This window comes from Streptomyces xylophagus (assembly GCF_000716435.1).
GTDB lineage: Bacteria > Actinomycetota > Actinomycetes > Streptomycetales > Streptomycetaceae > Streptomyces > Streptomyces xylophagus.
Map to the genome: position 1 here is coordinate 42,555 of NZ_JNWO01000048.1, position 12,959 is coordinate 55,513.

Genomic DNA, 12,959 nt, shown 5'->3' on the forward strand with positions numbered 1-12,959 from the left:
AAACCGGCCCGTTGGACGGCGGGCCGGAGGCGGGCGCCGGAGACGCGGCGCCCACCGTGGCGCGCGTCGGTCAGCCCGGCGGGTAGAGCACCAGGGCGGCGACGGCGCTGTCCGGAACCTGCGGGAACAGCCGCCGCAGTTCGGCGTCCCGGGCGAGTTCGCTCTCCAGCGGGTAGACCTCGCCCCGCAGGTCGTCGGCTTCGGGCTCGGGGGCGTAGCGGGCGCGGGCGTACGTACTGAACGGCGAGAAGCCGTTGCCCTCGGGGTCGGTGGAGAGCACGACCAGGGTGGTACCCGGCATGCGTGCCCAGTCGTTGTCGACGAGTCGGCGCAGCACAGCGAGAGTGAGCGGCTGGTCGCCCCGAACTGGCGCGGGTTCCGCAGGACTGGATGTGGACATGAGGCACTCGGTGTGGTGGTGAGTGAGCGCGGGTTGAGGGGGCCGGGCACCTGTGGGTGCCCGGCCGTCGTGCGCGTGCGGACTGGCCGTACGGCTCAGGTGTCGTCGCCGGTGGTGTCCGCGTCCGCGCCCCGGTGCGGGGCGAGTGCCTGCTCCTCGACCTCCGACAGCCGGTAGGAGCCCTTGTCGTCCTGGCCGAGCTTCTCCAGCAGTAGCAGGTAGGCGATCTGCTGGGGGCTGGGGTCCTCCCACAGGAAGCGGACCTGCATTTGGGCGTCGTTCCAGCCCTTCGGGTCGCGCATGTCGCGCTCGAACGCGGCGGCGACGTGCGCGAACAGCACGTGCGGCAGCCGGGCCTTGGAGACGGTGACCAGCTCCGACAGACGCACCCGCTCGAACGGCGACTCGGGCAGCTTCACGCCCAGGAGCCGGGCGACGTCATGGGCCTCCCGCCGACCGGCCCACTTGCCGTAGAAGTGGGGCAGGTCCAGCAGCACGGAGGCGGCGAACTTCCAGGCCTCCTCCGGCAGGGTCTTGCTGGAGCGCACCAGCCGGGAGACGAAGTCCTGCCGGGGGCCTGCGGCGGCCTTCCAGGCCCGGTTGCATGCGGTGGTGCGGGCCCGCTCGGTGGCCTTGGCCTCGTCGTCGGCCGTCTTCTCCGGCTGCGCCTTCGGCTTGGGGCGCACCTTGTGGCCGTAGGCGGCAGGGTCGGCGCAGTACCACACGGGCTGGTGCTCGTCGTCGAGCCGGGCGCTGTGGCCGGGGCAGTTCTTGTGGTTGTCCTCGGTCAGCGGGTTGCCCAGCCCGGTGGTCAGGTCGGTGAGCGGGCGGGCGGTGTCCTTCTCCCCGTACGCGAGCCGTGTGGGCAGCAGGGGGATCTCCGCCTCTTCGAGGGCGGTGACCGCCTCCTTGCGGGCGGCGCGGTCGGTCTGCTCGGCCTTGAGCAGGGCGAGTTCCTGCTCCCAGTGGCCGCGCCCGCCGTCCTCCTCGTCCTCGTCGCGGGCCAGCGCCCGCAGCAGGCGGTGTTCCGCGTCGGGTACGTCGGCGACCTCGGCGAGCGTGGCCATCTGTTCCAGGTCCATGCCCCCGGCCGACGCGCGGCGCAGGGCGGCGTCGCTGAGTTCCTGGGCGCGGGCGAGCCGCTGGCCGGTGCCGCGCTTGAGCCCCAGGGCGCGCGCGGCGGCCTTCTGCTCGATCTCGTCCATGCCGATCAGGGAGAGTTCGGCGGCCTTGAGGGTGTCCTTGGTCGCCATGCCCTTGCGCTGGTGGTTCTCGATCAGGGACAGGAAGCGCGTCCACGCGTCCCGGCTGACCAGGTCGGTGCGGACGAACGCCTTGATCTGCCGTTTGGTGCGCCCGTCCTCCTCGGCGGTGGCGTTGGCGATCTGCGCGGCCTGGGTGCGCCGCCAGCCCTTGAACGCGCCGTAGGTGCCGTCCGGGCGGGGCCGGACGCTGACGGGGTCCTGGACGTCGACGGCCTTGACGGAGTTGATCAGGTCGTCGTCGGGCTCGGTGTCGTGCTCGCGGGCGTTGCACTCGTCGCGCACGATCGTGTCCGGGTCGAGCAGGACGGCGGTCAGGCCTGCTTCGTCGGCGTCGACCGGGGTGTGTTCGGCGCTCTGGTCGGCGGTGGACTTGGTGGCTGTGGCCATGTCTGGCCTCCTTGCGCTGGGTTGACGGACTTTCAGCGGTGCCGGGAGGGAGCCACCCTCTCGACATGTTCCATAATACGTTATTCGCGGAGTGGGGCAACCGGATTTCTCAGCGCCACCCCGCCCGCAAAAGTGCAGCTCAGGCGGCTCTGCGGCGGCGCGCTGCGTGCACGGAGCACCCGAACACGGCACGTGCTCCACTGCCGATGCGGGGGATGGAGGTCACCTGCTCGGTACAGGGCACGCCGCAGTCGACGCACCTACGGTCGTCTTCCGGGGCGGGCGCCGGCGCGGGTGGCGGGGGCGGGGCGGATCGGGGCATGGCGGAGCCTCTTTCGTCTTCGGGACAGCGGGAGTGCCCTGCGCGCCCTGCGTGGGCCGGGCGTTGACGGTTACCCGGGTGCGCCGCCGGTGGCTTCGCGGCGGTGTATCTCGGCGAGCGCGCGAGCGCCCAGCTGCGATGCGGCCGTCGCACTCCAGCCGCACGAGCAGGACGCGCCGGTGGAGCCGTCGTACATCTGCCCGCCCTTGCGCTCGCGCCCCAGCCCGGTGGAATGGCCACGGTCGAACGGCCGGTACCACCCGGAGGGCTGGCCGGTGCGGGTCAGGTGGCGGGCTTCGGGGGTGCACAGCAGGCGCAGGCCTGCGTCCGCCACGGCGGCGACCTTCCAGTGATCCCACTCGGAGCCCTCCAGGCAACCGGTGAGCTCGGTGCCGGTGGTGCCGCACAGCGCGATCCGGCCGTCCGGCCAGACGCGCGCGGACGCACCCGGCATGCTCCAGCCGACCGAGCCGTCCGACTGGCGGGGGATGCCGTTGCGGTGGTCCGGCGTCATCCTCGCGAGCAGCCGGACCGAGGACATGGCGGCGGACGGGCGGCGGTGGTCGGCCGTCTCGGGCGCGGCTTCGGCGATGGCGGCCAGCCAGGCCGGCGCGAGCGGGTACGCCCCGGGGTGGAAGGTCAGCAGCGCGGCCCGGTCGCGCCCGTTCCCGGAGCGGACGGCGGCGTGGATGGAGTCCGAGTAGCGGGCGTACCTGCGCACCGACACCGGGCCGCGGGCGGTGGTGAACCAGGCCTGTTGGCGGTCGGTGAGCGTCGACAGGTCCGCGCCGTCGAGCGGGGTGTTTGCCGGGGGCACGGCTCAGGTCCTTTCGGGCGGGGGCTGTTGAGGTGGTGTCAGCGGCCGGTGCACTGGGCGGCGAAGTGCCACGTGGACCGGCGCCCGGAGCGCATCCCGTGCGTGGGGCAGCCGGGGGCCAGCAGGAAGCCGCCGCACGGCAGCCAGGTGCAGATGCAGCGCGGGTCGGCGTCGAGGTGGAGGTGCTCGGCGGGTTCGCGGTCGGGGAACAAGGGGATCCTTCGCCTCGGGGCGGGCGGGGTGTGCGGGTGGGGTTCAGCCCTGGACGGGGCCCTTGGCCTGGTTCTCGACGCGCCACTGCGCCAGCCGGCTCACGCATGCCGCGCTGTCGGCGAGGCACTCGTGCGCCGTGCCGGGGGAGGGGTGGCGGATCACGTCGATCGTGTCGCCCTCCGGGTCGTGCAGGTGGGCGGTCCATCCCGGGGTGCCCCTGCCGGTGCCGTGGTCCTCTTCCGGGTGGTCGGCCGAGCCCTGGTCGTCGATGCGGATCGTCCAGCCGTCGACCAGGGGGACGGTGACGGCGGTGTGCTCGCCTCCGGCGCTGGTGAGGCTGCCTCCGTGGAAGGCGGCCTGTTCGAGTGCGCGGATGAGGATGTCGCCAGCGCGGCAGGGGAGGTCGCGGGCCGCCACGGGCGGGGCGGCGAGGCGCTCGCGCAGGGCGGTGACCATGTCCAGGGCGGTTGTCGTGGGGGCTTGCTCGCCGGTGAGCTGCGTGTGCAGTTCGGCGAGGACGGCGGCGGCGGTGGGCGCGCCGGGCAGGTGGTCGACGATGTTGGTGTGAAGGAGGAAGAGCCGGGCCGCCCAGTGCCGGGCCGGGCTCTCGGCGGCGAAGGCGCGGAACTCCGGACGGGTGGGGTCGTAGCCAGTGAGGTCGTACGCGCGGGTGATCCCGTCGCGGGTGAGGGTGCGCAGGGCGCGGGAAGAGGCGACCAGGCGCGCGGGGTCGGCGAGCGGGAAGAGGTCCCGCTCGTGGGTGCCGTGGGCCTCCCACAGGACTCCGTCCCACAACACGGCCAGTTCTACGGCGCGTTCGGCCTGGTGGGCGCGGCGCGCCAGCCGGACAGGATCGCGCTGGATGCCCTGGGTGAGGGCGGCTCCGGCGCGCTGCTGGAGGGTGAAGGCGTGCTGCGCGTGAGAAGCCAGCAGCGCGGCGGCATCGTGCAGGTCCATGGAGAACTCCTCCCGAAGAGTAACTAGTTCCATAATGCCTAAATCCTGGAGTGGGGCAGCTGCTTTTCCGGCGCTGCCCCACCCTGAAACCCGCAGGTCAGGGCCCGGTCGGCACAGGATCGAGCGTGACCCGGGCACCGTCTTCCATGACGTCCACGGTCCGGCCCGAGGCTGCCAGAACGCGTGCGTAGTCCTCCAGATCCTTCTCGAAGCGCTCGCCCTCCTGCGCGGTCGCCTCCCTGCGGACTCCGGGCCGGATCGCGCCCCACGGCTCCAGCAGCCGCGCCACCCTGGCCACGGCAGGATTCTTGCCGGGGAGGATAAGGAAGCCTGGTGTTCGGGTGTAGTCGGCGTCGGTCAAGCCGTACGGCATGTGCCCGGCGGTCGCCAACTCCACGGCCAGCGACCGGAATTCGTCCCTGTCGATCAAGTCCGGCCACAGTCCCGGCAGGTCCAGGGACGCCACCCCGGCGTGCCGGGCGGCTTCGGCTTCGCGGTTCTCGCTGTCGGCCGCACCCTGGGCCCGGTCGGCGTCGGTGTAGGTGTTCACGGACGCTCCGGTGAGCTGGTCCACGAGGTCCCACCCACTACGTCCGGGGGCCGGTGCGACGTGGAACCGGGCTTCGGGCTGTTCGGCCGGCGCCTGGGCGAAGAACACGTGTGCGCTGCCGTACGGCTCCGTCGTCACCAGTCCTGCCCGGCGCAGGATGTCGGCGAGGAACGGGGCGACGGCCCGGGATTCCCCGGCGGGCGTGTGCCACCAGGCGATCGGGCAGTGCCGGTTCGCTCCGCGCGGGTGGTGCACGGGCAGGTCGGCGATGGCCCACTGCTCCCCGGGGCGGTCAGGGAGCGCGGACGCGAGGGCGGTCCGCGCGCGCTCGACGGCGGCGGACAGGCGGGACAGGGCTGCGATCTGCTGGGGCACGAGGCGCCGCCAGATGTGGGAGGCGGTGTGCCGGGCGGTGGCCTGACCCTGGGTCTCGCCCGGGCCGGGGCGCGGTTGGGCGGTCACCGTGATGGGCTCGATGCTCAGGCCGTGGTCGGCGGCCTGCTCCGGCAGAACCGCGGTGATGGTGATCCGGGTTCGCGGGCGGTTGGCGGCGAGGACGAGGGCGCGGCCGTCGGCGTAGACGATCCGCACCCGGTCCGGGGCACCGTCCGTCTCGGCGCGCTCGGCGCGCTCGGCGCCGAGCTGCTCGGCAACTGCACGGGCGAGCGACTCAAGGCCGGTGGCGGTGGACAGGTCCATGACGGTCTCCTTCGGGCACGGGGGGGGCAGGGGTGTGGGGGCGGTGCTCGTGCGGCGCGGGGTGTTCCTGCTGTCCTGCGCGGCGGGCGGACTACGGGCGGCGGGTCTCGCGATGGATGCGCTCGCTGGTCGCGCGGGCTTGCTGGCGGGCCTGTTCGGCTGCGGCCTGCGGACTGGCGGCGTAGACGATCTCGACGCTGCCGGATGTGGTGTCGGCCGCCTCGCGGTACTCCTCGCACCGGTCGGACCGTTCCCCGGGATCGGCGGGGGCCTCCTCGACGTGCCAGATGTCGACGTCGCCCCCGCCCTGCCACTGACCGACCACGAAGAAGGGGCGGTCCCGGTTCTGCGGCGCGGTGGCGGGGAGCGGCAGTGCCTCGCGCCCCGGGGCGGCGTCCTGCTGGTCGGCGTGGCGCTCGGCCTGGGCGCGGTGGTCGTCGGCGGTGTATCCGGTGTCGCACCAGGGGCGGCAGAGCTGCCCGGGCGGGGCCAGGCAGGTTTCGCACGTCTCGTCGAAGTCCTCGGGGCGGAACGGTGGCAGGCTCACGGGGCGGTCTTGATGGCCTCGGCCACCTTGGGGGCGGACAGCACCGGGGTGGTCGCCGCCAGTTCTCCGCAGCTGGCCTGCCAGATCTGCGCCGTGTTCGTCGTGGGGATCTGGAAGTTGGTGGCCGGGGTGATCCGCCACGTGCGGCCGTGCGGGTCGGTGGCGGTGTAGGTGAGGCACTGCGGGGTGTCCTGCTGGCCGTTGTCGCTCCAGGTGAGGCCGGCGTCCGTGAGGGCGCGGCCGAGCTGGGCGCAGCGTTCCGGGGTGGCGTGGCCGAACGATGCCATGGGGTGGCTCCTCACTCGCACTCGATCTGACATGTTCCATAATACGTTAATGATGGGGTGGGGCAACGGGTTTTCCCGGGGCTGCCCCACCCCATCCGGCGCCGGTCCCCTAGGGACGCATGAGCACCTTGTTCCCGGGCGGCACGGCGGCACGTGCCTGGTGGTCGCGGTAGTCGGACACCTTCACGTAGCCACCCGACATCGTGTCCAGGCGGAGTTCGTCGTGCCCCCAGTTCTCGGTCACGCCCGGGGGAAGGTCCTCGATGTCGTCCGCCTCGACCTGGCAGGCCCACCCAGTCAGGTCCTCGCCGTACGCCCGTCGCCACTCCAGCAGGATGGGGAACAGCTGCCCGGCGTCGTCGACCAGGGCGACCGCGCGGGCCTCGTACAGCCCGGGGCACTCGGCGAAGGTGGGAACGTCGGGGCGGGTGCGCTCGCCCAGAGTCATCAGCCAGCGCACGGTCACACCGTCTCCTTGGTCCCGGGGTACTCCTGGGCTCCCCGGCGGCGGGTGCGGCCGCGCTGCTGCTGGGCGCGCAGCGACACGACCTCGTCCCGGAACTTGTCCGCGCGGGCCCTCTCCTCGGCTGCGGCGTTGGCGAAGTACGGGCCCTGCCACTCCAAGACGTGAATGAGGCGGGCCAGCGAGTCGTCACGGTCGGCCAGCAGCACCAGCAGCAGAGGGTGCGGGCGGTCGGTGAACCAGCGCGCGACGGTCCACCAGGCGGCCACGGCGGTCTTGAGCGCGGGGCGCGCGGAGCGCGACTCCGCCTCGCAGCGGACGGCTTCGGCGTCGGCGTGCGCGCTGGCCCAGCTGAGGAATCGCAAGAGTCCGGGCGTCTTGCGCAGCCGGGACGCGTCCAGGATCAGCGGCAGGTCGTCGCGCTGGGCGACGCTGTCGGCACACGCGCGCAGTACGGCGGTGAGCGTCGCGGTCGTCTTCGCGGACGGCTCGTTGCCTGCGGCGGTTGTCGGGGTCCGTACGGACACCTCGATGTAGTCGCCGTAGTCCGCGGGATAGCGGGTCAGGCTGCCGCTGTAGCCGGTGCCGCCGCGGGTCAGCCGGGGCAGGGCGTCGTCGGGGGCGGTCGTCTCGTAGGCGTCGACCGGGCCGAGACAGGCGCGGACGGCGGTGAACTGGTCCCAGTAGCGCGGGTGTTGGGTTCCGGTGACGTGCACGCTGCCGCGCATCGCGCCGTGCAGCTCGAACACGACGGCGTCCGTGCACCGGGGGCCGGCGGTGGCGTGCACGGTGCCGGTGGGCGTCTCGATCGTGAGGGAGTCGGCGGTGGACATGGGCGGTTCCTCTCGGAGCGGAGCGGAGCGGGGCGGACGGCGGGTGCGGGGGAGGTGCGGCGTGGGCCGGGCCGCCCGCGGTGGGGCGGACGGCCCGGCGTGCTACTCCTGCGGCTGCTTGTGGCGGTGCAGGTTGCCCCGGCCGGTCAGGCCGATCGCCGCGCGGCCGCACGGGCAGTCTCCGTAGGGGCGGTTGTTCATCCGGGCGAACTTGCTGCCGAGCGCGGTGGTGTTGGTGCTGCGGACGCTGCCTGCAACCGGTGTCGTGTTGGTGCAGTAGCCGTCCGGCGCAGCGGCGGGCTTGTCACTCATGGGCGTTCCCTTCGTCGGGCTCGTCGGGGTGGTGCAGGGCGGGCGCGGGGTAGACCAGGCGCAGCGTGGCTGCGACGTCGGGGCAGGGCATGACCGCTTCCTGGAGCTCGCGGGTGTCCATGGGGTGCAGCCATCCGTCCCGTACGCTCCAGCCACAGGCGCGGGGGAAGGGTTCGTCGGCGGTCGTGGCGACCAGGACGGCGCTGCGCACGGTGCTGTACTCCAGCGCAAAGGTCAGCAGCGCGAAGAACCGGAGATAGGTCTCCTTGCTGTGGCTCACGCGCACCGGGGCCATACCGAGGGACAGGGAGAAGTCGGCGGTCACGATCGCGCCGTTCGTGCGCTCGGCAACCATGCTGAACCGGTGGCTTCCCTCTCCCAGGGCCAGCAACAGGGCGGCGAGCACGTTCATGGCGCGGCCCATCGCGGATGCGGTGGCGGTGTCATCGGGCCGGGTGCGCCTGGGCTGTGCGGGCATGGCGCATCGCTCCTTGAGGAGGGTCCGGGCAAGTGCTGTACGGGGGCCGGTCAGACGGGGCGGCGGCGGCCCTGCTCGTCCAGGCGGCGGATCTCCGGCGTGATCTCGGGGAAGTGGCACCACGTGCGGCCCATGACGTCGTGGGCGGTGTAGAAGTGCACGGTCCTCGTCCGCTCGCTTCCGCCGGCCGTGGCGTAGGCGGCGGCGTACCAGTAGCCGTTGATGCTGAACGGAACAGCGTCCTCGGGCCACGCGTGCGGGATCAGGGTCAGACTCGCCCGGTCGGCGTGCCTGACATAGCGCCCCGACGTCGAGTCGGCGACCAGGAAGTGTTCCCGGTCCGCGCCCTCGTTGTTCAGGGCCCACTCGCGGCAGGCTTCACAACTGCCCATGCTGTTGCAGTGCAGAACGGCAAGGGGGCGGTCGTGCATCTCGGTGAAGGGGCCGGTGTAGGTGACGGCGTTTCCGATGTAGAGGCGAGGCGCGGACTCAGGCATGAACGGCCTGCCAGGCATGCGCGTTCCACCTACGGGTCAGGTCGTCGGCGTACGCGACGTCTCGCGCGGACTCACCGTCCAGGGCGGCCACGACCGCGAGGCTGCCCCGGATCTCTTCGGTACGCCGCATGGCGGCGTCACCCTGCGCCTGGCGTTCGGCCTCGTCGTCTGACAGGTGCTGCACGAGGTAGACGCGCGCTTCCCGGGTGAAGAGGACCACGTAGCGGCGGAAGTCCTCGATCCGCGACGGGCGGGCGGGCCCGGTCGTGGTGTCGGCGAGCTGCGCGCGGGCCTCGGCGAGCAGCTTCGCGACTTCCTCCGTCGCCTTTACGCCTGTGTCCCGCTGGCGCTGGTTGCGGGCGTAGTACACACGGGCCTTGTCACGGATGGGGGCGGACTCGATCGGGGCGTAGAGGCTGATCATCCGGCGCGCGTGGGCGTCGCGCTGGTCCTGCTGGGCCTGGGCGGCGCGCGCGGTGTCGGTCACCTTGCCCTGCGTCCAGCCCAGTGCGGTAGCAGCGCAGGCCGTGCCGTAGTACGCGACGTCTTCGGCGGTGCCGTCCTCGTTCCCGTCGGCGTCCAGCGGCATCAGCGCGACGGTGCGCTTGAGGCCGCGGCGGCCGCAGCAACCGCAGGTGTCGTAGTCGTCGACGATGCCTTTGATCGTCCACTTCGGGATGGGCATGAAAGGCCTTCCGTGGGGCGGTGGGTGTGGGGTGGCCGGTCTGGTGTGCTCCGGCCGGAGCAGCTGCGTGCAGGAGGGGGCGGGCAGGTTCCTTGCGCGCGGTCTGCTCCGCAGACGCGATGCGCTGCCGCTACGCGGCAGGGGCCGGCGCGGGAGCGCTCCGCGCCCCGAATGCGGGGGTGGCGCGCTGCGCGCTCGGGGTCCGTGCGGCCACTGCTGGCCGGTGGGGGCCGGGTGGGCACCCATGGGGGAGTTGGGCGCCCACCCGGCGTTCAGGGGGTCAGACCGTCGTGAGGGCGAAGGCCTTTTCCATCAGGCCGTTTGCCGCTCCGCTGATGACCCGCTCGGCGCGAGCGACTGCCTTTTCGGCGTCGGTCTTGCCCTGGGCGGGGGCAACGTGGTTGGCGTACTCGGTGAGCGCGTTGTAACCGGCCCACCGCGTGCCCCGGATACCGGCCTGCGTGTCGGCGTGCTCGAACAGGTTCGAGATCGTTCCCCACCGCTGCCGCTGGTTGGTCTTCTTGCGCGGGCTGTCGTTGTCCTGGACCGGCCACATCTCGTCCACCACCGACTTGAGCTCGCTGAGCGTCATCTCGGCCTCGATCATGCGCTGTGCGGCCTTCTCGAACTCCTCGGCATACCGGGCGGTCAGACCGAGCGCGGAACGGGCCTGCGCGATACGGGATTTGGCGCCTGCCGTGTGCCGCACCACGAACGAGGAACGGGCCCCCGCGATCGCCGCGCGTGCGGTGTTCGCGCACACCACCCGGACCGGCGTCGTGACGATGCGGAATGCGGAACTTCCGTCGTGGCTGTTGATCGCCGCGATATAGAGATCTACGGCGTCGTTCCCTCCGATGGTGAGGGACTGCGGCAACTTCATGGTCAGGAACACCTGACGGCCGTCCCTGAGTGATCCGGCGGTCTCGAAGTGCGCCCCGGACTCGTCGGAGAGCAGGTTGAGGAACTCGGCGTGCTCCTCGTTCTGTACGGGGAAGTAGTCGGTGCCGACCACTCCGAGCGTCTGCGTACGGCCGGTCTTCGGGTGCGTCCGCGCGCTTGCGAAGTGCTCCGGAACCTCAACCGGCGTTGTGCCGTCGGACGTGATCTCCGTTGCGGTCAGCGGGAGGAGACGCACGTTCCATCCGGACAGGGACGCGAGGCTCATGGCCTCCTCGGCGGTCATGGCGCCCTCGGTGACGGTGCCCAACTTGTGCCACGCGCTCTCGTTGGCGGAGGCGAACGCAGCGGTTCCGTCGGTGAACTGCTCGATCTCATGAGCCACTTGGGCTTTCCCTTCGGGTGACGAACTTTCGGCGGTCCGGTCCGGGGGCCACCCGTTCCGAACTGGTTCCATAATACCTATTATGGAGGGTGGGGCAACAGATTAAAACCGCCTCCGTGTCCCACCCTCAGGACAACGCGCTGACCTGCTACAGCGATTGCTCAACCGGCAGGGACTCGGCGTGCCGGTAGATCAGGTCAGGCTCGGGGTCGTGCTCACCTTCCCTGCGGGCCTGCTGGTATCCGGCGCGTACCTCCTCGGCGGTGCAAGGCATGAGCCAGCGTCGGGCGGCGTCGACTGTCCACGCACGCACAGAATCCACGGTGTCCGGGGCCGTGGTGCGCACGATGACCGCTCCCTTACCGCCCGGGACGAAACCGCTCGCGATCGTTGCCCAGAATCCGAGTGCCTCGGTCTCCTCACAGGAGGCGCGTTCTGAGTCGTCGGTGAAGAGATGGAAGTTCCCGACGCGCAACCCGTCCTCCGAGTACGTGGTGCAGACCAATGTGTGTTCTCCGGGGCCGATTACGTCCAGCAGAGCGAAGAACACGGCTTCGGCTCGGGCGAGTACTCCGACTGCTTCGCCTACGGCGTCCTCGGCGAGTTGATGGGAGGCCGTAGCCGGAGCGGTGTCCTCTTGGGCCGGGGGTGCCCACCGCATCGCAATGCGCTCGGGCCATGTGTGGCCGTCGAGGGTCAGACGAACATGATTGGTGTACTTGGACATACTGCACTCCTCCTTTTCGCTCGGGAATTGAGGGGGCCCGGTCGGGCTGGGCCCCCGGCTCGGCTACTTCAGTCCATGTGTCCGCAGAAATTCACTGATGCGGAATGCGATCGCGCGAACGGGGAGGGATGCGCCCCGGAATGTTCCGAGAATGCGGGGTCCCGTTTCGCTGTCGTGGATGAAATGGAACTCGAACCCCTCGGCGACGGGGAGGAGAATTCGAATAGGTCCGGCCGTGGTGTCGAACCGAATTGACGTGGTGTTGTCGTCCAGGTCATGAACGATGACGGCGTCACGGAGGAGCTCCGGGCGCGGGAGGAAGTTCGCGATCCGGCGGGCCCTCTGTGCCTGCGGGGTGTCGATTTCCCCCGTCTCTGACGTCACGGTGCCGTAGAGAATGACGATTTCCACGTGTGTACCTCTCTGCTGACGAACATTCGGCGGTGTCAGTGGGGGCCACCCTCTGACATGTTCCATAATACATTAGTGGCTGATCTGCTGCACTACCTCACGCGCAAACTCCTGCACCATCTCCTGCGATATCTCCTGACCTCGACTCGCGGCCGGCCTCTCCAACTTCCCTGGTCAGATGCCATGTTGAACCTGGTCGGGGTTGCTGACATCCCCTCTGCTGCCGCTCTCCCTGCCCGAATGTGAGTAAGGGTGGGGGCGGGCTAGGGCGGGCGCGGCGGTTTCGGGGATCGGGGTGAGGCTTTGTGGTTGCGCGTCGGCGGGGGCCTCCGCGCTCGGGTGCTCCGCACCCGAACCCCCTGGAGGGCTCACTCCCTCCGACCGAGCTGCCGGAGGCAGGCTCACCCCCTGCCTCGTCTCAACTCCTCACGTCTCCATGGGGATCGGGCCCCGGAGGGGCCCTATCCCCTTTCCTCGTATTCCGTGGAATACTTTCCATCACGGAATACACATCACAGCCTCTCGTCTTGAAAGGAATCGGAGATTCCCCACCACCCCACGACAGAAACCAATATGACGGACCCTCACCTAAAACGCCCTCAACCCACCAATAAAACAATCCTATTTCCGTGCCGGAGGCACGCCAATTCGACATCTCCTCCGTTCCGGAGGAACACGAATCCCGCCATTCGCTTTTCATTCCGGAGGAATGCACGTTATGGAATGCCCGGAGGGCAATTCCATAACGCCCCCGCCGGAGGCGGGAATTCGCGCGGGGACGCGCGAAACGAGCGGAGCGAGTATTCGGCTGCCGGAGGCAGAGC

At 70.8% G+C, this 12,959-nt stretch carries 17 protein-coding genes; all 17 read right to left on the bottom strand.

The features are described 5' to 3' along the window. Positions 1-70: 70 nt before the first annotated feature. Positions 71-400, bottom strand: a complete 330-nt coding sequence (locus OO70_RS48580; protein WP_043687458.1) for a hypothetical protein — start codon at positions 398-400, stop codon at positions 71-73. A gap of 95 nt (positions 401-495) precedes the next feature. Continuing rightward, a complete protein-coding gene (locus OO70_RS48585; protein WP_043687459.1) occupies positions 496-2,052 on the bottom strand; it encodes a ParB/RepB/Spo0J family partition protein in 1,557 nt (518 codons plus the stop codon). A gap of 392 nt (positions 2,053-2,444) precedes the next feature. Next, positions 2,445-3,191: a hypothetical protein gene (locus OO70_RS51625; protein ID WP_051742425.1), complete on the bottom strand. Its 747-nt coding sequence runs from the start codon at positions 3,189-3,191 to the stop codon at positions 2,445-2,447. Positions 3,192-3,229: 38 nt separating this feature from the next. Further along, a complete protein-coding gene (locus tag OO70_RS55100; protein ID WP_158711654.1) occupies positions 3,230-3,403 on the bottom strand; it encodes a hypothetical protein in 174 nt (57 codons plus the stop codon). Between the two features lie 43 nt (positions 3,404-3,446). Continuing rightward, positions 3,447-4,361, bottom strand: a complete 915-nt coding sequence (locus OO70_RS48595; RefSeq protein WP_043687460.1) for a hypothetical protein — start codon at positions 4,359-4,361, stop codon at positions 3,447-3,449. A 97-nt stretch (positions 4,362-4,458) separates the two neighbouring features. Next, positions 4,459-5,610 (bottom strand): hypothetical protein, encoded by a 1,152-nt coding sequence (locus OO70_RS48600; RefSeq protein WP_043687462.1) that lies wholly within the window; start codon positions 5,608-5,610, stop codon positions 4,459-4,461. Positions 5,611-5,701: 91 nt separating this feature from the next. Further along, positions 5,702-6,157, bottom strand: a complete 456-nt coding sequence (locus OO70_RS48605; RefSeq protein ID WP_043687464.1) for a hypothetical protein — start codon at positions 6,155-6,157, stop codon at positions 5,702-5,704. After that, positions 6,154-6,444: a hypothetical protein gene (locus tag OO70_RS48610; RefSeq protein ID WP_043687466.1), complete on the bottom strand. Its 291-nt coding sequence runs from the start codon at positions 6,442-6,444 to the stop codon at positions 6,154-6,156. Before OO70_RS48610 ends, OO70_RS48605 begins: the two co-directional genes overlap by 4 nt. A gap of 109 nt (positions 6,445-6,553) precedes the next feature. Beyond that, positions 6,554-6,910 (bottom strand): hypothetical protein, encoded by a 357-nt coding sequence (locus OO70_RS48615; protein WP_078651891.1) that lies wholly within the window; start codon positions 6,908-6,910, stop codon positions 6,554-6,556. Then, positions 6,907-7,740 carry a hypothetical protein gene (locus tag OO70_RS48620; protein WP_043687468.1) on the bottom strand — a complete coding sequence of 278 codons (834 nt, stop codon included), beginning with the start codon at positions 7,738-7,740 and terminating at the stop codon, positions 6,907-6,909. Before OO70_RS48620 ends, OO70_RS48615 begins: the two co-directional genes overlap by 4 nt. A gap of 102 nt (positions 7,741-7,842) precedes the next feature. Beyond that, a complete protein-coding gene (locus OO70_RS48625; RefSeq protein WP_043687471.1) occupies positions 7,843-8,052 on the bottom strand; it encodes a hypothetical protein in 210 nt (69 codons plus the stop codon). Then, positions 8,045-8,530 (bottom strand): hypothetical protein, encoded by a 486-nt coding sequence (locus OO70_RS48630; RefSeq protein WP_043687473.1) that lies wholly within the window; start codon positions 8,528-8,530, stop codon positions 8,045-8,047. The genes OO70_RS48625 and OO70_RS48630 overlap by 8 nt, the downstream gene beginning before the upstream one ends. Before the next feature lie 50 nt (positions 8,531-8,580). Next, the gene (locus OO70_RS48635) at positions 8,581-9,045 is read right to left on the bottom strand and encodes a hypothetical protein (protein ID WP_158711655.1); all 465 of its coding nucleotides are present in this window, start codon (positions 9,043-9,045) and stop codon (positions 8,581-8,583) included. Next, positions 9,020-9,712: a hypothetical protein gene (locus OO70_RS48640; RefSeq protein WP_043687478.1), complete on the bottom strand. Its 693-nt coding sequence runs from the start codon at positions 9,710-9,712 to the stop codon at positions 9,020-9,022. Before OO70_RS48640 ends, OO70_RS48635 begins: the two co-directional genes overlap by 26 nt. A gap of 280 nt (positions 9,713-9,992) precedes the next feature. Beyond that, positions 9,993-10,997 carry a DUF932 domain-containing protein gene (locus OO70_RS48645; protein ID WP_043687480.1) on the bottom strand — a complete coding sequence of 335 codons (1,005 nt, stop codon included), beginning with the start codon at positions 10,995-10,997 and terminating at the stop codon, positions 9,993-9,995. Between the two features lie 148 nt (positions 10,998-11,145). Continuing rightward, on the bottom strand, positions 11,146-11,724 hold the full coding sequence (locus tag OO70_RS48650; RefSeq protein ID WP_043687483.1) for a hypothetical protein: 579 nt from the start codon (positions 11,722-11,724) through the stop codon (positions 11,146-11,148). Between the two features lie 63 nt (positions 11,725-11,787). After that, entirely contained in the window at positions 11,788-12,135 is a 348-nt protein-coding gene (locus OO70_RS48655; RefSeq protein WP_043687485.1) for a hypothetical protein, read from the bottom strand. Positions 12,136-12,959: the final 824 nt, after the last annotated feature.